Source organism: Psychrobacter sp. CoH-33_TS_01, from assembly GCF_058189395.1.
Genome location: NZ_JBVGQI010000007.1, coordinates 125,785 through 144,588 on the forward strand (window position 1 = coordinate 125,785; position 18,804 = coordinate 144,588).

Sequence of the window (18,804 nt, forward strand, 5' to 3'; positions counted from 1 at the left end):
ACTCTCTTAATAACGATACTACCCGTTGGGGATACCTCTTATGAAAAATTCTAATAATCCATGCGGTACTGTTATATCAGCAAACTCTGCTTTTTTTCGCGCACGTCCCAAGCCTTTGTATAGCAGCGAGCAAGTCTATGCCATTGAGCAAGCTTGGTTTACCGCAGGCTATAACAGTTTTGCTTTAATGCAGCAGGCGGCTTGGCAAATGGCACAGTATTTAATCCATCATATTCAGGCGCAATCAGGGCAGTGCTCACAAGGTTTAGCAGCAACCAGTACTCCTATTAGTGCCGTAGTGTGGGTTGGTGCCGGTAACAACGGTGGGGACGGTTGGCTGATTACGCATTATTTGTTGAATGCTGGCTGGCAGGTGACCGTTGTTGATGTGGGCCAAATAGATAGGACTGCAGACAACGATGCGGCTCATGCCAAAACTATGGCAACTAAGAATTTAGCAGGAGAAGATAGCTTCACAGTAATTCCCTTTAGCGAGATAACTACCGATAAGGCTAACTGGCTACTGTCACAAGCGCAGTATCATATCGATGCGTTATTTGGTATTGGTCTGGACCGTGCGCCAACGGGGGACTATGCGCAAGCTATCCACCGGTTTAATAAACTAACTCAGTCTGCTGCTATTACTGCCGTGGCTGTCGATATTCCTAGTGGCGTAGTTGCATCCACTGGTCAGGTCTTTGACGATTGCGCCATTAAAGCGGACCCGACCTTATGTTTGGTCGCGTCTAAAGTCGGACTAACTATTCGCGATGGCATCGACCACAGCGGCGAGGTAATAGATTTGCCATTAATTCCTTATCTTGATAGCCCTAAACCTTGCGCTTGGCAATTGCATTCGGCATTAAGGATGACGCCACGCCAGCAAAACAGCCATAAAGGCAGCTATGGTCATGTGATGATAATCGGTGGCAATCAAAGTGCGGGCGCGCAAGGCATGGGTGGTGCAGCTATTATGTCGTCAGGTAGTGCGTTAGCGAGTGGCGCGGGCAAAGTCACCACGGCTTGCCATACCGCTTTTCACGGGGCCTTACTGACCACTTATCCTAATGCGATGACGGTAGATTTACAGCAGACTGAGACGGTAGATAAGCTGCTTGCTGGAGTGGATGTGGTCGCCATAGGCATGGGCTTTGGCCGTGAGGATGAGGCGCTAGCTTTATTTAAGCATTATTTGCAGACCACTGTAACTGAGCAAAAGCCGCTAGTCATCGACGCTGATGGCCTCTATCACTTAGCGACTTTGCGCCAAGAGCAAGATAACCTTATCGAGCAACTAAAAGCTCATACCACTAAGTATCAAGTATGCTTTACTCCGCATAGTGGCGAAGCGGCCCGTCTGCTCGATAAAGATGTCGGCGTTATTGAAGCCGACCGACTGGCAGCGATTCATGAGTGTGCTGATATCTTTGGTGGCGATTGGCTGCTTAAAGGACCAGGCTCGCTAGTGCTGATAGAGGATATCTGCTATGTCTGTTCGACTGGTAATCCTGGGATGGCCAGTGCCGGGATGGGCGATGTATTGTCCGGACTACTGGCAGGTCTTATGGCGCAGACGGACTTAGCTGCTGAGCAACGCAGTCTCTATCAAGCGGTATTGATACATGGGATGGCAGGGGACTTGCGCGCGCATGGCAAGCTCAAAACTAGCGATATCGTCTTTAATAAATTAGCAGTAGGGGAACGCGGGTTACAAGCCCATGAGTTACTCGAGGCGATGGGTTACGTGATGAATGAGCTAAACGGTTAAAGGGTTGCAACTTTAAATCCCCATCATCTCTGAAAGGCCAACAGATAAAAAAAGACCCCGTAGCGTCTAGGCTTTACGGGGTCTTTTTGCTATGAATCGAAGCTATTTAACGCATTCAATCATATAGTCTTAGGTTGGTTGACCACTACAGTACTGCGTGAGCGCTTGTTGTAAGCGCTCGCGTTTGAGTTCAATTTCACGGTTTTCGAGATATTTGCGATTGCCATTGGCATCCATCTCATAGATACGGCCACCAACATTCAGGTTGGTCATATTATTACGCAGCGTTTGGCAGCGCTGGGCATTGGCTTGATCTTCTTGTTGTTTCAGACGGGCTTCTAACTGCTCGACACGTTGCTCCTCAGCGGTCTTTGGCGCTTGCTGCTGGTTGGCATCGGTCTTGCCTGCCATTTGGCCTGCGTTGACTTGACGACCATCGCTACGAAATTCGATCACTTCCACCTTCTTGGCGTTTTTTGGTGGGTGTTGAGAGTACTTGACTTCACCAAAATCGCCAATTGTTTTATAGACTTCGATAGCTTGACTGCTGCTGATACTGAGGCCAAGTAAGCAAGCAACACTGGTGCTAGCGAGTAGGGTAGTGACAGATCTTAATAGAGAAGTCTTGGTCATTATTTCAATCCTAAAATTACAAGGGTCAGTGAGGCCAGCTGAGGGACTATTTATAAGTATGTCGCTAAAGCTTATAAACAATTAATAAGGAGATAGCGGTATTGGACACAATAAACAAAGTTTACCACTAATTACAGAAAAAAACGCCAATTAACGATAACTCATGGTAGTACACTTTAAATACACCGTAGCTGCAGGGTTTTAGGGTACTGGCAACTCACTTATACAAGCATTATAGGTCAATATAGCGTGAAAAATTCAACAAGGTAGCGCTAATTTTCCTAGGATTATTTTGTAGTTAATAACTAATAGTTGCCTGAGGGTACGCTAATTTTTTCTTGACAATACAAGGCAAACGTCCGACTATACAAGAGTTGATTGGTCAGTGTAGTCGGCTTATCGTTGCCGGCGTCACTTGAGATTTGAGCATAGAGTAAATTACCGTTTACTAGTGATGTCTCAATCTCTTTGTGGTAATAAGTGCTCGCATTTATTATCTCGGACTTATCGGTCTACAATGACTAAAGCAGTATTCATGAGCTGTGTTCATGGAATATTGCAACTATATGATTATAGCCAACCAACACGGTACGACCGCTTAATGCTAAGTAACTTTTAATGTTAAGTCAGTTGCGCATAATTTATGCCGACTTAAGCCATTAGGATTATTAGTTTTTGGAATGGTTTGCTGAAGATAATGCTCAGGGCAAGCGATACCCCAAAATATAGAGTTAGCTGTTTTATCAAAAAATAGCTAATAGAAAACCAGCTAAGTAGTCGTATATAGGCCAGCGATACCTTGTATCTAGCCTCGTGTTAACTCGTTATAAGTATCATTAAGGTAAGACAAGCTAAGACTTAATTGTATTAAAGCTTAGTGGGTTAAATTAATGATATGCCATGGCCCGCTCTGGTTACCCCAGTAAGGCTCTCCGTATAGTAGGTTCGCTTATTTGTCACTATTGTCTTTAGCGCAATTGTCAGTAAGTTCTCCTTAATGATACTGGTCGCCGTTCCGGCTATCCGCTTACGTATCATGTCATGTACACTCATACTTCCTCGACTAATCAATGGATTGCCACTGCGCCAGCCATGTGAATTGTGCTGTCAGCAATAAAGTGGCTGCGTGGCCCGCTAGCGCGTAATTTTGCATAACCCTAAAGCACCCCTGCTTTTTACGACCTAAAAAGGTGATGACAGTGACGCAGACAACTCAAGCTCCGAACATGACCGGACATACTCAGACGGCGAATGCCGCCAAAAATTTTGATAAAAAGCAACAGCAGATAGCAGAAGGCAAAGAGCCTGTGATGCTATCAGGCGCTGAGATGCTAGTACAATCGCTCACCGATGAAGGCGTCGAATATATTTTCGGTTATCCTGGTGGGGCGGTTTTGCATATTTATGATGCGCTGTTTCAACAAGAGACTATTGAGCATATCTTAGTCCGTCACGAGCAAGCCGCAGGTCATATGGCCGATGCTTACTCTCGTGTCACCGGTAAGACTGGTGTGGTGTTAGCGACTTCAGGCCCAGGGGCTACTAACACGGTTACCGCTATCGCTACCGCCTTTATGGACTCTGTGCCTATGGTGGTGATTGCCGGTCAGGTGCCTAGTAGCCTCATTGGTGAAGATGCTTTCCAAGAAACGGATATGGTTGGGGTCTCGCGTCCTATCGTCAAGCATAGCTTCCAAGTGCGTCACGCTAGCGAAATCCCAATGATCGTGAAAAAAGCGTTCTTCATTGCTCAGTCGGGTCGTCCAGGCCCCGTCGTTATCGATGTGCCTAAAGACATGACCGCACCGAATGAAAAGTTTGCTTACGAGTATCCTGAAGAAGTGTTTGTACGCTCGTACCAGCCTTCCGTAAAAGGGCATGGCGGTCAAATTAAGAAAGCCTTAGAGACTTTATTAGCGGCGAAACGCCCGGTTATTTACTCGGGTGGCGGTGTCATTTGGAGCAATGCGTCTCCTGAGTTGATTAAGCTGGCGCATCGTTTAAACCTACCGGTAACCAATACCCTAATGGGCTTGGGCGCTTTCCCAGGCTCTGACCGTCAGTTCTTGGGTATGCTAGGCATGCATGGCACTTATGAAGCCAATACCAGTATGCATCATGCCGATGTGATTTTAGCGATTGGCGCGCGTTTTGATGACCGTGTTACCAATAACGTGAAAAAATTCTGCCCAGACGCAACGATTATTCATATTGATATTGATCCGACGTCTATTTCTAAGACCGTGTTCTCGCATATCCCTATCGTTGGCGATGTGAAGTCAGTACTCACCGATATGCTAGAGATGTTGGGCGATGACAAAGAGTTAGACCAACATGCATTGCTAGACTGGTGGGCGCAGATTAACGAATGGCGCAAGCGTCATGGTCTACGCTATAACACCAGCACGGACAATGGCATCAAACCACAAAATGTCGTCCAGACCTTGTGCAAAATTACCGATGGTAAAGCGATTATCACCAGTGACGTGGGTCAGCATCAGATGTTTGCTGCCCTGTACTATACCTATGATGAGCCGCGCCAATGGTTGAACTCTGGCGGCTTAGGTACGATGGGCGTGGGCTTACCGTATGCAATGGCGGCGAAATTAGCTTGTCCTGAGCGTGATGTCGTTTGTATTACCGGCGAAGGCTCTATTCAGATGAATATCCAAGAGCTATCCACTTGCTTGCAGTACAACTTGCCTGTGAAAATATTGAACCTAAACAATGCACAGTTGGGTATGGTCAAGCAGTGGCAGGATATGTTGTATGAAGGCCGTCATGCCCAGTCCTACATGGAGTCACTCCCTGATTTCGTAAAATTAGCCGAGAGCTATGGTCACGTAGGCATCCAGATTACCGATCCTGCCAAGATGGAAGAGCAATTGGCGCAAGCGATGGCCATTAAAGACAAGCTAGTATTCATTGACGTCCTGATCGATCGCGATGAGCACGTCTACCCGATGCAGATCGCAGGTCAGACTATGCGCGACATGTGGTTATCAAAAGGAGATCGCACCTAATGCAAAGGCATCTAATTTCAGTATTAATAGAAAACGAAGCAGGCTCATTATCGCGCTTGGTCGGACTGTTCTCGCAACGGGGCTATAACATTGAGACGCTCAACGTCGCCCCGACAGAAGACGCTACTATGTCACGCCTGACGTTGACGACAATTACTTCTCCTGAGAAAATCGAGCAGGTCACCAAACAGCTGCATAAGCTAATAGAGGTGGTCAAAGTCATCAACTTAACCGATAATGTTCACGTCGAGCGTGAGCTGATGTTGCTGAAAGTCCGTGCGACCGGCAACGTGCGTGAAGAAGTGAAGCGTAGTGCAGACATATTCCGGGCGCAAATCGTGGATGTCACTGCGAATCTGTATACCATTCAGATCGTTGGCGATACCGAAAAGCTAGATGGCTTTATCGACGTAATCGGCCAAGAGCGTATTTTAGAAGTCGTACGCTCGGGTGTGATTGGTATTGCTCGTGGCGAAAAAACCTTGAGTGTATAAACTGAATTTTCCAACCCTGTTAATTTAAAAACTTTTTTTAATTAAACTCTTAATAACCCTCTCTTAATAATGAGACAACAAGGAAGCTTTTATGAACGTTTATTATGACAAAGACTGTGACTTATCTATCATCCAAGGTAAAAAAGTAGCCATCATCGGTTACGGCTCACAAGGACATGCTCATGCCCTTAACTTACAAGAGTCAGGTGTGGATGTCACAGTTGGTCTGCGTAGCACTTCAGGCTCTTGGAAAAAAGCTGAAAATGCTGGCTTGAAAGTAGCCGAAGTGGCTGATGCGGTAAAAGCGGCTGACGTGGTCATGATCTTGACGCCAGATGAGTTCCAAAAAGACTTATATGCTAACGAAATTGAGCCTAACATCAAAGAGGGCGGTACTTTAGCCTTTGCACATGGTTTTGCTATTCATTACAACCAAGTGGTACCACGTGGCGATTTAGACGTCATCATGGTTGCGCCAAAAGCACCAGGCCATACCGTACGTTCTGAATTCACCAAAGGCGGCGGTATCCCTGATCTAATCGCTATCTATCAAGACGCTTCAGGTCAAGCCAAACAAGTGGCTTTATCTTATGCAGCAGGCGTGGGCGGCGGTCGCTCAGGTATCATTGAAACGACTTTCAAAGACGAAACTGAAACCGATCTATTCGGTGAGCAAGCGGTCCTTTGTGGTGGCGCAGTAGAATTGGTTAAGATGGGCTTTGAGACCCTAACTGAAGCGGGCTATGCTCCAGAAATGGCTTACTTTGAGTGCTTGCATGAATTGAAACTTATCGTTGACCTCATGTATGAAGGCGGTATCGCTGACATGAACTACTCGATCAGTAACAACGCTGAATACGGCGAATACGTTACCGGTCCTGAAGTTATCAACGAACAGTCACGCGAAGCCATGCGTAATGCCCTAAAACGCATCCAGTCTGGCGAATACGCTAAGATGTTCATCGCTGAAGGTATGAGCAACTATCCTTCAATGACGGCACGTCGTCGTAACAACGCTGAGCACGAAATTGAGAAAACTGGCGGCAAACTGCGCGCTATGATGCCTTGGATCGGTGGCAACAAAATCATCGATAAAGAAAAGAACTAAGAGTAGCTTTAATAATAAGAGTGGCTTTAATAGTAAAAGTAACTTTAATCAATAGTCGCTAATGAGTAACGGCTATTAATTATTAAAAAACCCTGCGAGCATATCGTGGGGTTTTTTTATGGACACAAGGTTTTTTATTGCCTATACAGCATACTCAGTAGGCAGTTATATATAGCGGTATTCCTACTATTCTTCCTTGAAAATAGCGCTCTAGCGCCCAAGATAGACTGCTAGCCGCGTCATTCTCCCTTATATTATAGGCGGGAACCATAACGTCTTTTGCAGCTTTTATTAATTGTCGCCAATTCACTATCGCTAACTAATTGTAGGTATTCCCCTGTGTCTTTTTTTACGCTTCCTCCCTTTCTTGAGTGGTTAACGCCAGAAGTCGCTTATGTCTCGCTCAGTGCGCTTATTGCCTTATTGATTTGGTTAGAGGGGCAGATGTTAAAGAAGTCAGCGGGCAAGCTGCCTGAGTCGAAGCTGTTTCATGTCAGCTCATTGCTAGATACTTTTTGGTTCTTTATCTCGGTCCTTGCCTTCTATTACTTCGATTTAAATCCGTTGGCACTAGCGGTGCCTGCTGCTTACGGGATTTACACCGTATTTGGCTGGGTATATGGTACACGCTTATTGAAGCGACAAGGGATGCCAGACTCACCAAAAGAGCTAGTAATTCCTAATAAATATATTGCTTACAGTCAGTCCTTTGCCTTAATTTTCTTTGGGTTATGTGTCTTTGTTTTAGTTACCACGTCATTGCCTGTGTTGCCGTTAGCGGCTTAAAGAAGAGCAGGATAGGGTGGGGATAAGTTGACCAAATGGTCATAAAGTATTGCAGCTATAGCCTTTGCGGATATTTGCTAACTAGCGATATTTACAAAACGATAGTAATTAATACATGACAAAGCTGCCAAAGCTGTTATACTTCGACATAGAAATTTAGTAAAGTCTATGAACTTAATTCTATTAAGATGACCTGCTAAGTTCTTTAACCCCAAAAATTAGTATTTGTAGGATAAGTTATGTCAGATCGCGTTCAAGGTACAGTTAAGTGGTTCAACGAAGCTAAAGGTTTCGGTTTCATCGCACAAGACGATGGCGGCCAAGATGTATTCGCTCATTACAGCGCTATTCAAGGTAGTGGTTTCAAAACCCTAGCTGAAGGCCAAAAAGTTACATTCGTACTAGGTCAAGGCCAAAAAGGTCCACAAGCCGAACAAATCGAATCAGCAGAGTAATTGCTCCGCTACATAGTCTAGCAAGTATTAAGTTAATCTCTCTACTAAGAGCAGCTTTAATCTAATAGCATTAGCCTATCTAGCACGCTTTACATGCACAGTATAATTATAATAATAAAAAGCAACCTAACTTTAGGTTGCTTTTTTAGTTTCTGGGATTTGTTTTTATCAACCTGGGTGTCAATAAGACAGCTGCAGCCATAGATAGTAATGCCAACATGAGTTTTTATAATGGCTGCTATTAATATAGCCATTTGTACTTAGGACTATCGCTACCCTTAAAATATAGTTTTTCAAATCTGTATAATCCTATCCCTAAGGGTTACTTTGTGATAGCTATCTCAATTTAAGGAGCATTTTATGGATTGGAGTACTTGGTTAAGCATTGATTGGCAGCATCTATTAGGTATATTTATTACGGCTGTAGGCGTTTACGCAGGCTTATTGCTCTATACGCGTCTAATGGGGTTACGCAGCTTCTCTAAGCTGTCGAGTCATGATTTTGCTATGACGGTTGCGGTAGGTAGTATCGTTGCCTCAACCGTATTGACTAAATCGACCTCATTGGGTCAAGGTCTAGCTGCAATGGCGGTCCTGTTTATTATCCAAGGTCTTATCTCATGGTTGCGTCGTAAGGTAAAACCTTTTAAAGCCATGATTGATAATCAGGCTATTATCTTAATGGCCAATGGGGAGTATTTTTGGGACAATTTGGCGGAAGCTAATTTGACTAAAAGTGATGTGCAAGAAGTGCTACGTAAAAATGGGATTAAATCCAAATCTGAAGTTTTTGCCGTTATTATGGAAACAACCGGCGATATGAGTGTAATCAAAACCAGCGAAGTCATCCCAGATATGTCTCTGTTTGATGATATTAGAGACAGTGAGTTACTTATCCAAGACAATACCTTTAAACACTAAAACACAGCCCGTCTTTATTTATTGTTATGCTGTTAATAGCTGAGTGCACAGAAAATTTAATTTAAAAACTTAAGTTAGTTTAACTTTCTAGGCTTGGCATGCCAGTGAGATGCAGGTCATTAAGCCAACTATCCGTTATGGGCTAAAAAGGCTTTGGTTTATAGTTTATATGCCCGCCTATTTTTTAGACTATTTTGAGGAAATAACGGCTTTAAATGCTTATTATCTCTATATATAAGGCACATACGACCCGCAATTGCTCAGCTTTATACGCTATAATCATTGAGTTATAAAACTGTGACGCATTGTTCACGGCAGTATCTTGACCTAGGGACATTGCTCACGCAAGATATATAAGTTTTGTGCACATCTAATGAATACATGACCGGACGGCCGATAATTAGGCCAGTAAATCTCATGTCTCTTTATTGGGATAGGCTAGCATTAGTGTTAGGGCGCTATCCTAACTTAGTTGTTCAATCAGCCTTTATTTTTATTTATCCATAACAGTAATAAACGAGGAATGTATGAAAGCATTAGTCGCTGTAAAGCGTGTGATCGATTATAACGTTAAAGTTCGTGTTAAAGCCGATAACTCAGGTGTTGATCTGAGCAATACTAAAATGTCGATTAACCCATTCTGCGAAATCGCTGTTGAAGAAGCGGTTCGTTTAAAAGAAGCGGGCGTTATCGATGAAATCATTGTGGCTTCAATCGGTCCTAAAGAAGCCCAAGAGCAGATTCGTGCCGCTCTAGCTTTAGGTGCTGATCGTGGTGTATTGGTACAAACTGATGCCAAACCTCATCCTCTAGAAGTCGCTAAAATCCTAAAAGGTATCGCTGAGCAAGAAGGCACAGAAGTTATCCTACTAGGTAAGCAAGCTATCGATGACGATAATAACCAGACTGGCCAGATGTTGGCGGCGTTGATGGGTATCGGCCAAGGTACTTTTGCTTCACAAGTGACTGTTGCTGACGGTAAAGTCAATGTTAAGCGTGAGATTGACGGTGGTTTGCAAACGGTTGCATTAACGCTACCTGCGGTAATCACTACCGACTTACGTTTGAATGAGCCACGTTACGCTAAACTGCCTAACATCATGAAAGCTAAGAAGAAACCATTAGACGAAAAAACACCTGCAGATTTCGGTGTCGACATGGCTTCTAAGCAAGAAATCATTAAGGTAGTTCCACCAGCTGAGCGTTCAGCGGGTATCAAAGTGGCTTCAGTAGACGAGCTTATCGATAAGCTAAGAAACGAAGCTAAAGTTATCTCTTAAGAGCTTGACTGCACTTTGTAATAAATATTTTTACTTACTTTAGAGAGAGCGTAGTGCTTGCCAGCTTATCGGCGCTATCTACAGGCATATTTACCCTGTGCATAGGTGGGCTCTCGCTCTAGAATGACAAAATATTAAGGATTATCATAATGGCAATTTTAGTATATGCAGAACATGACAATGCCAGTCTAAAAAAGGCAACTTTGAACACGATCGCTGCTGCTCAAGAAATCGGTGGTGATATTCACGTACTAGTGGCAGGTTTAAACTGTCAAGCGGCGGCTGACGAAGCGGCTAAAGCGGCTGGCGTAAGCAAAGTATTGTTAGAAGACGACGCAGCTTACGAATATCAATTGGCTGAAAACTTAGCGCTATTGGTCACTGACTTAGCGGGCGATTATAGCCATATCCTAGCGCCAGCGACCACGAATGGTAAGAACTTCTTACCTCGCGTTGCGGCTTTACTAGACGTGAGCATGATCTCTGAAATCTCTAAAGTTATCGATGCAAACACTTTTGAGCGTCCTATCTATGCAGGTAACGCTACCGCTACTGTTAAGACTAGCGAAGATAAAGTTCTAGTGACCGTTCGTACTACAGCATTTGATGCGGTAGCTGCGGAAGGTGGTTCTGCTACTGTTGAGACCCTAAGCAACGTGCAAGATTCTGGTAAATCAAGCTTCGTTAGCGAAGAGCTAGCGTCATCTGATCGTCCAGAGCTAACGTCTGCTGATATCGTAGTATCAGGTGGTCGTGCCCTAGCTAACGGTGAAAACTTCACTAAATACATTGAGCCACTAGCTGACAAATTGGGTGCTGCTGTTGGCGCATCACGTGCCGCTGTCGATGCAGGCTATGTACCAAACGATATGCAGGTTGGTCAAACGGGTAAAATCGTTGCCCCACAGCTGTACATCGCTGCCGGTATCTCAGGCGCTATCCAGCATTTAGCCGGTATGAAAGATTCTAAAGTCATCGTTGCTATCAACAATGACCCAGAAGCACCAATCGCTAGCGTTGCTGATTACTTCTTGGAAGGCGATCTATATGACATTCTTCCTGAATTAACTAGCAAGCTGTAATAGCCTAGTAAGCGCTTAGAGAGTAATAGTATTTCTCTAGTATGAAGCGTTTTTACTAAGTAAATAAAAGCCTCTAGCCTTTTGGTTGGGGGCTTTTTTTATGGGTGATTTTTCTTAAACTAGCATCAGTAGTTTGTAATCAATAAATTATCTTTTAACAAATAAAAAAGGACAATAGCAAATTATTGCTACCGTCCTTTTTTAGTTGCAAAAATGAAGTCACCGCTGTTTAGCTATGCCTCATTCATATATCAGTCATTAACTTAGGCATAGTTGCGTTGACGCAAAGTCTCATATAAGCATAATGAGCCTGCAATAGCGACGTTCAAGCTCTCTTGACCATTAGGTTGGGGTAGGGCAACAGGGATAGCGGATTGCATGATTTCATCGCAAACGCCTTGACCTTCATGACCCATCACCCAAGCCACTGGACGGTTTAAGTTTTGTTGATAAATAATGTTGTCGGTGTGCGAGCTGGTCGCTAATACAGGCACTTTTAGATAGGCAAGCACTTCGTTAGCAGGAATGCCTTCATAGATAGTCAGACCAAACTGAGCGCCCATGCCAGCACGCATGGTTTTAGGGGACCAAGCTTGCGCTGTACCGGTTGTACAGATGATAGTTTTAATGCCTACCGCAGCGGCAGTACGTAGTAAAGTGCCCACGTTGCCATTGTCCTGCACATCATTCAAGATTAAGCAGTCGGTAAGAATGGGTGACTTTAGCGAGTATAAGTCGGTCTCAGGGATATTAATAATCGCCATAACATCTAAGCCGGTACCTAGCGTTTTAATAGAGTCATACAGGCTATCGCTCAATACCATCAATCGGTTATCGATTTTATGATCACTGACCAATACCAATAACGACTGGATATCAGGGTGGGTCAACGCTGAGTAAGAGATTAAGATTTGTACCGGTACCACATCGTTTTGAATCATTGATTCTAAGAGATGTACGCCTTCTAAGACAGTTTGACCTGCCTTTTTGCGCTGGCGTGATTGGCTGATGAGCCCTTTGGCCAATTTCACCGTAGGGTTTTTATCAGAGGTAATGACAGGGCTATTAGAGAATTTATCTGCTGGAATTGAGGCCATGTTGAGTATCCGTAAACGTTGGAGGTAGAGGCGTTGTAATAACAAGCAATCGTCATAAAAAGTCAGTAAGTTAAAGCGGTAATTTTAAAATTTAGTAATTACACGATACGCTTAACCTAGTTAGTACTCATTAAGACTGGTTATGATCATTATGAATGGTCTGCACGCGTAATACTTCATTTTCGCTACCTAAAACGACGGGCACGCGTTGGTGAATGTCATTAGGCTCGATGCTCATGATACGATTTACCGCATCGGTAGAAGCGCCGCCCGCTTGTTCAATGAGGAAGCTCATAGGATTGGCTTCGTACATCAAACGCAGTTTACCGGCTTTATTGGCATACTTCGTATCGAATGGATACATAAAGATACCGCCACGGCATAAGATACGGTGAACATCACCGACCATAGCAGCGACCCAGCGGGTATTAAAGTCACGACCACGTACGCCCGCATCGCCTGCCACCAATTCATCAATATATTGCTGCATAGGGGCTAGCCAATAACGGTGGTTTGAGCTATTGATAGCATACTCGCTAGTGTCTTTATCAATGCGAATATTTTCAGTCACTAACACATACTCGCCGCTATCTGGGTCTAGGCTAAACATGGTCACGCCGTTACCTACTGTCAGTGCCAGCATGGTTGAGGCGCCGTATAGTAAGTAACCTGCAGCCAATTGAGCATCGCCATTTTGCAAAAAGTCACTGTCAGCAGCGACTTGGCCCACATTGTTATAAGGTAGGATAGAGAAGATAGTGCCTACTGCCATATTGATATCAATGTTGGAAGAGCCATCTAACGGGTCGAACAAGACCAATAAGCTGCCTTCATTATTGGCTGGAGTCGCATGGTCGAGCTCTTCGCTGGCCACGCCTGCGCAGTGGCTATTACCCGTTAATGCATCAAGTAACATGTCATTGGCGATGACGTCGAGTTTCTTTTGTGCTTCGCCTTGGATATTTTCATTACCCGCTTCGCCTAGGATATCGGCTAAGGCACCGCGACGTAGTAGGGCGGTGATATCGCGACCGACTTCAGCGATAGTGGCAATGACACTACTGACTTCAGAGGGGGTATCAGCTTGCTGTAAATAGTCAGATAGGGTGGTCATAAGTGACTCCGTAAAAGGTGAATGGTAGTAAGAGAGTAGAATGAGCTGATGGTAAGATATAGGTTAATAAGCCGCAGTTATCATTAGCTAGCGTTGCTTTAGGTAGCTAAGCTAAGGTTTCACTTTTTGCTCTAGGCAAAATCAGCTACACTAGCTGGTGTTGATAGTGCTTGGCAGTCATAGTGGAAGGTAATCATAATTAAGCGTGACTATAGCAAAAATGCGCTAGCCTGTCTTAAGCGCCCATTCAAAAAAGCGATAAAAACACGTAGAATCACGCCTGTTGCCAAGATTTAGCCAACATTAGGCCATGCTGAACGCAGAGTTTAGCACCTGCGTGTGCCTCCTATTTTTGCTATGGCATTTGACTCAGGTATTTATTTTAGCAGCAGTTATTCTTTAAAGGCTATGCAGGGGTATAATGGCCCTCACAATTGAGCTTATTTCCCCTGATTTTATAACCAACTATGCTTTATAAGAAGAGCCTATTGCTCTACTGTAATGAGCGTTAAAGTAGCTTTTTAAACCTCGTATTAAAGTTAAGCCCCGTATTCAAGATATTCACCCTACCACTATATTCACTTCATTAATATAAGAAGGCTGACTATGCCAAGCTCCGCAAACAGCGCGAACCGCTATGACCCAGACTCTATTCATCAACGTCTTAATACCTCGCTTAGCCGCCCTCAGTTAAACGAAGATGGGCATTTGCGGCACTTTTTGGGCGTGGAAGGGCTGAATAAAGCCCAGCTGCAGACGATTATTGCTAAAGCTGAGTCGTTTTTTGATGAGCAAGGTCAGCTGATTAACAGCCCTGAGTTAGAGGGTTGTACGGTAATGAACCTGTTCTTTGAGCCTTCTACCCGCACGCGTACGACTTTTGAAGTGGCAGAAAAACGCTTAGGGGCGAATGTCTTAAATATTGATATTGCCCGCTCTAGTACTAAGAAAGGCGAGAGCTTGCGTGATACCTTGTGGAATCTACAGGCGATGACTGCCGACATCTTTGTCGTACGTCATTCAGCCTCTGGTGCTGCTCATTTTATGGCGACAGAAGTGACGCCTGATATTGCCATTATTAATGGTGGTGATGGCTGGCATGCCCATCCAACGCAAGGCATGCTCGATATGCTGACAATTCACCGTGAGGCACCGCGTCCTTTCGAAGAATTATCTGTAGCTATTATTGGCGATATTAAGCACTCACGGGTAGCCCGCTCAGATATTAGTGCGCTGAAGACGCTAGGGGTAAAAGACATTCGCGTCATCGCACCAAAAACTTTACTGCCGAAGGGTATTGAGCGTTATGGCGTGACTGTCTATGAAAACCTCGATGAAGGGGTGCGAGATTGTGATGTCATCATGGGGCTGCGCATCCAAAACGAACGTATCGGCTCACCTTTATTGGCCAACTCTAGCGAATATTATAAGCACTATGGCATTACCTCAGAGCGTTTGGCTTTGGCGAAACCAGATGCGTTAGTGATGCACCCAGGGCCGATGAACCGTGGGGTGGAGATTGCCTCAAGTGTGGCGGATGGGCCACAGTCGGTCATCTTGAAACAGGTAAATAATGGTATTGCTATTCGCATGGCGGTCTTGTCATTGGCTATGCAGGGTCAACGTGAATTCCGCAACCAATAATTACTTTTGAGTTCATTATGACATTCAGGGGTTGGTTAAATACATTTCATAGTGGTTTGTTGAAGAATAGACAAATAGATTATTTTCAAAATATGGTTTTGGAAGTTCCTGAGTCTATTAGACAAATTGGAGAAGTTTGTAATTTCGGTATTTCTTCCAGAACTTCAGAAAACACTAAGCTACCTAAGATTATAAAGGAGTTTAACTGTTACTTAGGTTCAGAGGGACAGTCTCTTATAGAAGCTTTTGTCAAATCACCTTATACCGCTACTGTGGAAAAGCTAAGTATTGGTGACTCATCGGATAGTACCAGGCGTTACGGTATGATTGATTATCGAAAAATAGTCGAAATTTTATCCAATGCTGAATATCCAAATCTTAAGACATTAGAGCTAGGTGTCTGGGAGCTGCTATGTAATGCTCATTGTTTATATGGCAGATTAGGTGACATTACTGTGATTTTAGAAAATATGCCCAACTTAGAGGAGTTGAATTTATATGGTTCTTTCGAGCTCAACTATCCTATTAAACTAAAAAATTTACAGCAGTTGCATATTATACTAGATGACGATATGACAGGAATAAATGGTGGCTACATCACTCAAGAGACATTGGATAATTTGTTGAATTCATACTTTCCAGTATTAAATATTGTATCGCTAAATTTAGAGATAGAAGAACCGCAAATTTACCCTTTTGAGGGTTATGAAGATACTCATTCTAATAATATGGATTATTCATTCACTGATCTATTTTTATCAGGTCAGACTTGGCCTAACCTGCAAAACCTATTCTTATCAGGTGGCTATTTAGAAGGCGAAATTGATAAATTAAAGCTTTGCCCGTTCGTCAAGAGAAATGATACTGAGATTAAGGTCGATCATTATTCTAGATGATAATGCTCATGCTTATGATATATCTGATAACTGACACCTATTATTCTTCAGGAGATGAAGGTAGTAGTGACAGCATAGCTGTCGTAGCAGCAATACGATTTGAGGACATTAAAGTCCATAAGATTTTGAGCTAGCATGTTACTCAAGTTAATGGAGTAACCCCTTATCAATCGGGACAGTTTTATAAAAGAGAACTGCCCTGTATCTTAGCGTTGCTTGAACAGATTAATCAGCCTTATGACTGTATCATTATTGATGGTTATGTTTATTTGGATGGATTAGAGCAGGCAGGACTAGGTAAATATCTATATGATAATTTGGCGGATAAAAAGCCAGTTCTAGGTATTGCTAAGCAAGGTTTTAAGGGAGTTACTGAAAGCCATACTGTGTTTCGGGTTAGCAGCAAGCACCCTTTGTATGTCACAAGCATTGGTATTGATGTAACAAAAGCTAAAGCACTTGTTAGTCAGCTTTCGGGTAATCACAGATTGCCAGATATAGTAAAGCAGGTAGATAGGTTAAGCCGAGCAAATTAGTATAAGTCATATTATTTACTCAAATTTTATTAGTCATTTGAACAATACAGGCACCCTATGCAAAACTTACTCCCAAATAACTTCACGACGCCAGCTAACCTACCTGATAAGCCCAATCACTGGCTAATGCCGCCCCTAGTAGATTTATGCGCGCGCCTACGTGAGCCTGGCAGTCAGCAACACGGCACGCTAAAGTCAGAAGGTCGTGCAGCGCGTAAAAACGGTTTCTTACATGTGGTACTGCCACCCGATACCAATCCCGTGCTAGAAAACGGTTCGCTGTTAAAAGGCTTGCGTGAGCGAGCTCTGCAAGACGGTGGTATCTATTTGCATATATTAGGGGCATTAACGGCAGGACTAGAAGGCGAGCGCCCGGCTAATGTCGCGGGTCTACAGCAAGGCGGTTGTATTGCCGTAACCAATGCGGGCAAGCCTTTTGCTAACTCATTAGTTATGCTGCGCACGCTTGAATATGCGGCGACTTTTGGCTTAAAAGTCTTCTTTTATCCGAATGAGCCTAGCTTAGCGGCAGGTGGGGTAGCCCATGAAGGTTATATCGCTTCATTCCATGGTCTACAAGGGATTCCTTGGATTGCAGAAACAGTCGCCTTATCTAAACAACTGCTGATGGTAGAAGAGACCGGTATATCCGCCCATTTTAGCCAATTGTCTTGTAAGTCTTCGGTAGAGCTGATGCGTTGGGCAAAAAGTAAAGGGTTGCCGGTCACTTGCGACGTGGCGATGCACCAGTTGCACCTAACGGATGATAATATCGAAGGCTTTAATGCGTTGGCTTATGTGTTGCCGCCCCTGCGCAGTAATACCGATCAGCAAGCGTTACGCAATGGCCTAGCAGATGGGACTATCGATGCTATCTGTAGTCACCATGAGCCTTTGAATGTGACGGCTAAAAAAGCCCCATTTGCTGAGACCACACCTGGTATCTCCAACTTTGATACCTTTATGGCACTGGCTTGTCGCTTAGTGGCAGAAGACGTATTAACGCCAGAGATGCTGGTCGAAAAGATTTGTACCAACCCAGCGAAGATAGCTGGTATCAGTGCTGCCTATGAAAAAATTGGCGGCGCGATTATCGTAGACCCTGCGTATGAGTGGCAAGTAAGCGCAGAGACTATGTATTCTCAAGGGAAGAATACGCCTTTTATCGGCCAACAGCTCAATGGCCGAGTTGTGGAGACACTTTTTGACTGAGAGACCGTCCGAGCACGTTGAGTCATCGAAGCAACGTGCTGCGCCGAAAACCTCACCGCTACTAGCGCCCAGCGATGAGACTTTAAATTCGAGCCCCCTAGCTAATAATACTGCTCTTAACCACCCGAGTACTCTTGAGCCGCCGCTAACCGATAGTGCTCTAACTCCTGCCAGCCGCTCTATACAAGCCGTCGCCATCTACGAGATTTTTAAGGGGGTAGGGGCGCTCATTGCGGCCTGGTTACTGTGGCTCAAGCATCGGGATTTAAACACTTGGCTGAGCAATGCCACGGCTTTATGGCGCAAAGAATTTGGGCAACTGCTGATTGCGCAAGTTGATAGCCTAGTGGCCTCCGCGTTGAAAGCTAGCGTACATTGGCAGCTGTTCGTGGGCATTATCCTGGGGTATGCGAGTCTGCGCTTTATCGAGGCCTATGGTCTGTGGAAAGATAAGACTTGGGCCTATTGGTATAGCGTGGTCGGCTACGGCATTTTTATTCCGCTTGAGCTTTATTATTTAATTGTAAATCCGTTAGATTGGTTTAATGTCTTTATCTTTGTCTTAAATATTGTCATCGTCATTATTGTTTACCGCAATATGAAACGTAAAGGCTTGATTTAGCTTTATAAGAGCTGCTCCATTTTTATAATGTTATCGAAAATAAAAAAGCGCCAACCTAATCAGGACAGCGCTTTTTTTATGGGAAATAATTATTCTAATAATGCTTTTAGCAGGCACAGCTTATGAAATGTTG

General features: G+C 44.1%; 17 protein-coding genes. 14 read left to right on the top strand and 3 right to left on the bottom strand.

Features of this window, described 5'->3' with window-relative positions; translation table 11 throughout:
- Positions 1 to 40: 40 nt before the first annotated feature.
- Positions 41 to 1,768, top strand: a complete 1,728-nt coding sequence (locus ACZ2XM_RS11690; protein WP_490589253.1) for an NAD(P)H-hydrate dehydratase — start codon at positions 41 to 43, stop codon at positions 1,766 to 1,768.
- A 129-nt stretch (positions 1,769 to 1,897) separates the two neighbouring features.
- Here ACZ2XM_RS11690 and ACZ2XM_RS11695 read toward each other — a convergent pair whose 3' ends face one another.
- Complete coding sequence (locus ACZ2XM_RS11695; RefSeq protein WP_490589252.1) at positions 1,898 to 2,401, bottom strand: DUF4124 domain-containing protein; 504 nt, start codon at positions 2,399 to 2,401, stop codon at positions 1,898 to 1,900.
- A gap of 1,310 nt (positions 2,402 to 3,711) precedes the next feature.
- On the opposite strand from ACZ2XM_RS11695, the gene ACZ2XM_RS11700 reads away from it, so the two are divergent.
- From ACZ2XM_RS11700 to ACZ2XM_RS11735, 8 genes are all read left to right on the top strand, one after another.
- Positions 3,712 to 5,424: an acetolactate synthase 3 large subunit gene (locus ACZ2XM_RS11700; RefSeq protein WP_490589344.1), complete on the top strand. Its 1,713-nt coding sequence runs from the start codon at positions 3,712 to 3,714 to the stop codon at positions 5,422 to 5,424.
- Complete coding sequence (ilvN, locus tag ACZ2XM_RS11705) at positions 5,424 to 5,918, top strand: acetolactate synthase small subunit (RefSeq protein ID WP_490589251.1); 495 nt, start codon at positions 5,424 to 5,426, stop codon at positions 5,916 to 5,918. Before ACZ2XM_RS11700 ends, ilvN begins: the two co-directional genes overlap by 1 nt.
- Positions 5,919 to 6,009: 91 nt before the next feature.
- Positions 6,010 to 7,026, top strand: coding sequence for a ketol-acid reductoisomerase (gene ilvC / locus ACZ2XM_RS11710; protein WP_490589250.1), 1,017 nt, complete (start codon positions 6,010 to 6,012; stop codon positions 7,024 to 7,026).
- 339 nt (positions 7,027 to 7,365) lie between these two features.
- Complete coding sequence (locus ACZ2XM_RS11715) at positions 7,366 to 7,812, top strand: hypothetical protein (RefSeq protein WP_490589249.1); 447 nt, start codon at positions 7,366 to 7,368, stop codon at positions 7,810 to 7,812.
- 239 nt (positions 7,813 to 8,051) lie between these two features.
- Positions 8,052 to 8,267, top strand: a complete 216-nt coding sequence (locus ACZ2XM_RS11720) for a cold-shock protein (protein ID WP_201497726.1) — start codon at positions 8,052 to 8,054, stop codon at positions 8,265 to 8,267.
- Positions 8,268 to 8,627: 360 nt separating this feature from the next.
- On the top strand, positions 8,628 to 9,188 hold the full coding sequence (locus ACZ2XM_RS11725; protein ID WP_490589248.1) for a DUF421 domain-containing protein: 561 nt from the start codon (positions 8,628 to 8,630) through the stop codon (positions 9,186 to 9,188).
- Positions 9,189 to 9,715: 527 nt separating this feature from the next.
- Positions 9,716 to 10,468: an electron transfer flavoprotein subunit beta/FixA family protein gene (locus tag ACZ2XM_RS11730; RefSeq protein WP_201497724.1), complete on the top strand. Its 753-nt coding sequence runs from the start codon at positions 9,716 to 9,718 to the stop codon at positions 10,466 to 10,468.
- Positions 10,469 to 10,617: 149 nt separating this feature from the next.
- The gene (locus tag ACZ2XM_RS11735) at positions 10,618 to 11,550 is read left to right on the top strand and encodes an electron transfer flavoprotein subunit alpha/FixB family protein (RefSeq protein WP_490589247.1); all 933 of its coding nucleotides are present in this window, start codon (positions 10,618 to 10,620) and stop codon (positions 11,548 to 11,550) included.
- A gap of 263 nt (positions 11,551 to 11,813) precedes the next feature.
- On the opposite strand, the gene ACZ2XM_RS11740 is transcribed toward ACZ2XM_RS11735, so the two are convergent.
- Positions 11,814 to 12,647, bottom strand: a complete 834-nt coding sequence (locus ACZ2XM_RS11740; protein WP_490589246.1) for a TrmH family RNA methyltransferase — start codon at positions 12,645 to 12,647, stop codon at positions 11,814 to 11,816.
- Positions 12,648 to 12,777: 130 nt separating this feature from the next.
- A complete protein-coding gene (locus tag ACZ2XM_RS11745) occupies positions 12,778 to 13,761 on the bottom strand; it encodes a class 1 fructose-bisphosphatase (RefSeq protein ID WP_490589245.1) in 984 nt (327 codons plus the stop codon).
- A 606-nt stretch (positions 13,762 to 14,367) separates the two neighbouring features.
- Here ACZ2XM_RS11745 and ACZ2XM_RS11750 point away from each other — a divergent pair.
- From ACZ2XM_RS11750 to ACZ2XM_RS11770, 5 genes are all read left to right on the top strand, one after another.
- A complete protein-coding gene (locus ACZ2XM_RS11750; RefSeq protein WP_490589244.1) occupies positions 14,368 to 15,405 on the top strand; it encodes an aspartate carbamoyltransferase catalytic subunit in 1,038 nt (345 codons plus the stop codon).
- 17 nt (positions 15,406 to 15,422) lie between these two features.
- Entirely contained in the window at positions 15,423 to 16,301 is an 879-nt protein-coding gene (locus tag ACZ2XM_RS11755; RefSeq protein WP_490589243.1) for a hypothetical protein, read from the top strand.
- Positions 16,302 to 16,513: 212 nt separating this feature from the next.
- Complete coding sequence (locus ACZ2XM_RS11760) at positions 16,514 to 16,837, top strand: hypothetical protein (RefSeq protein WP_490589242.1); 324 nt, start codon at positions 16,514 to 16,516, stop codon at positions 16,835 to 16,837.
- A gap of 57 nt (positions 16,838 to 16,894) precedes the next feature.
- Positions 16,895 to 18,049 carry a dihydroorotase gene (locus ACZ2XM_RS11765; RefSeq protein WP_490589241.1) on the top strand — a complete coding sequence of 385 codons (1,155 nt, stop codon included), beginning with the start codon at positions 16,895 to 16,897 and terminating at the stop codon, positions 18,047 to 18,049.
- A complete protein-coding gene (locus tag ACZ2XM_RS11770) occupies positions 18,042 to 18,671 on the top strand; it encodes a DUF2127 domain-containing protein (RefSeq protein WP_490589240.1) in 630 nt (209 codons plus the stop codon). Before ACZ2XM_RS11765 ends, ACZ2XM_RS11770 begins: the two co-directional genes overlap by 8 nt.
- The last annotated feature ends 133 nt before the right edge of the window (positions 18,672 to 18,804 follow it).

Coding starts and splice junctions, on each gene's coding strand:
- ACZ2XM_RS11725 (WP_490589248.1), top strand. CDS start 8,628: ATGGATTGGAGTACTTGGTTAAGCATTGATTGGCAGCATCTATTAGGT.
- ACZ2XM_RS11765 (WP_490589241.1), top strand. CDS start 16,895: ATGCAAAACTTACTCCCAAATAACTTCACGACGCCAGCTAACCTACCT.
- ACZ2XM_RS11750 (WP_490589244.1), top strand. CDS start 14,368: ATGCCAAGCTCCGCAAACAGCGCGAACCGCTATGACCCAGACTCTATT.
- ACZ2XM_RS11755 (WP_490589243.1), top strand. CDS start 15,423: ATGACATTCAGGGGTTGGTTAAATACATTTCATAGTGGTTTGTTGAAG.
- ilvC (WP_490589250.1), top strand. CDS start 6,010: ATGAACGTTTATTATGACAAAGACTGTGACTTATCTATCATCCAAGGT.
- ACZ2XM_RS11700 (WP_490589344.1), top strand. CDS start 3,712: ATGCTATCAGGCGCTGAGATGCTAGTACAATCGCTCACCGATGAAGGC.
- ACZ2XM_RS11690 (WP_490589253.1), top strand. CDS start 41: ATGAAAAATTCTAATAATCCATGCGGTACTGTTATATCAGCAAACTCT.
- ACZ2XM_RS11745 (WP_490589245.1), bottom strand. CDS start 13,761: ATGACCACCCTATCTGACTATTTACAGCAAGCTGATACCCCCTCTGAA.
- ACZ2XM_RS11730 (WP_201497724.1), top strand. CDS start 9,716: ATGAAAGCATTAGTCGCTGTAAAGCGTGTGATCGATTATAACGTTAAA.
- ACZ2XM_RS11740 (WP_490589246.1), bottom strand. CDS start 12,647: ATGGCCTCAATTCCAGCAGATAAATTCTCTAATAGCCCTGTCATTACC.
- ACZ2XM_RS11720 (WP_201497726.1), top strand. CDS start 8,052: ATGTCAGATCGCGTTCAAGGTACAGTTAAGTGGTTCAACGAAGCTAAA.
- ilvN (WP_490589251.1), top strand. CDS start 5,424: ATGCAAAGGCATCTAATTTCAGTATTAATAGAAAACGAAGCAGGCTCA.
- ACZ2XM_RS11695 (WP_490589252.1), bottom strand. CDS start 2,401: ATGACCAAGACTTCTCTATTAAGATCTGTCACTACCCTACTCGCTAGC.
- ACZ2XM_RS11735 (WP_490589247.1), top strand. CDS start 10,618: ATGGCAATTTTAGTATATGCAGAACATGACAATGCCAGTCTAAAAAAG.